At 51.9% G+C, this 632-nt stretch carries 1 protein-coding gene and 1 pseudogene; both read left to right on the forward strand.

Annotated features, from left to right (window positions below; all coding sequences use genetic code 11):
* Positions 1-273, forward strand: a 273-nt coding sequence (locus ACS8YF_RS19825) for an IS3 family transposase (RefSeq protein WP_440851800.1), incomplete at its 5' end; no start/stop codon positions are given.
* A 29-nt stretch (positions 274-302) separates the two neighbouring features.
* A pseudogene (gene pdxI, locus ACS8YF_RS19830) lies at positions 303-632 on the forward strand (pyridoxine 4-dehydrogenase); the annotation flags it as partial.

Raw genomic sequence — 632 nt, forward strand, 5'->3', positions numbered from 1 at the left:
CAGTACTGTTCAGCAGATTATCAGGCGCAACTGAAGCGGCATAATCTGCGTGGAAGTATGAGCGCAAAAGGTTGCTGCTACGATAATGCCTGCGTGGAAAGCTTCTTACATTCGCTGAAAGTGGAATGTATCCATGGAGAACACTTTATCAGCCGGGAAATAATGCGGGCAACGGTGTTTAATTATATCGAATGTGATTACAATCGGTGGCGGCGGCACAGTTGGTGTGGCGGTCTCAGTCCGGAACAATTTGAAAACCAGAACCTCGCTTAGGCCTGTGTCCATATTACGTGGGTAGGATCAATCTCGGGCTGGACGTGCTGGATGTGGTTAACCTGCGCGTTATGATGGGGGATGGTCATGGCCCAGCGGAAGGATCGATTGAGGCCAGCCTGACCGTGCTGGCAGAGATGCAACAACAAGGCCTGGTAAAACATATTGGCCTGAGCAACGTCACACCGACGCAGGTTGCAGAGGCGCGCAAGATTGCCGAAATTGTCTGTGTGCAAAACGAATACAACTTCGCGCACCGTGCTGATGATGCAATGATTGATGCTTTGGCCCACGATGGCATTGCCTACGTGCCGTTCTTCCCGCTCGGGGGCTTTACACCGCTGCAATCGTCCACACTT

Origin of the sequence: Salinisphaera sp. SWV1 (assembly GCF_052044155.1) — a bacterium.
Lineage (GTDB): Bacteria > Pseudomonadota > Gammaproteobacteria > Nevskiales > Salinisphaeraceae > Salinisphaera.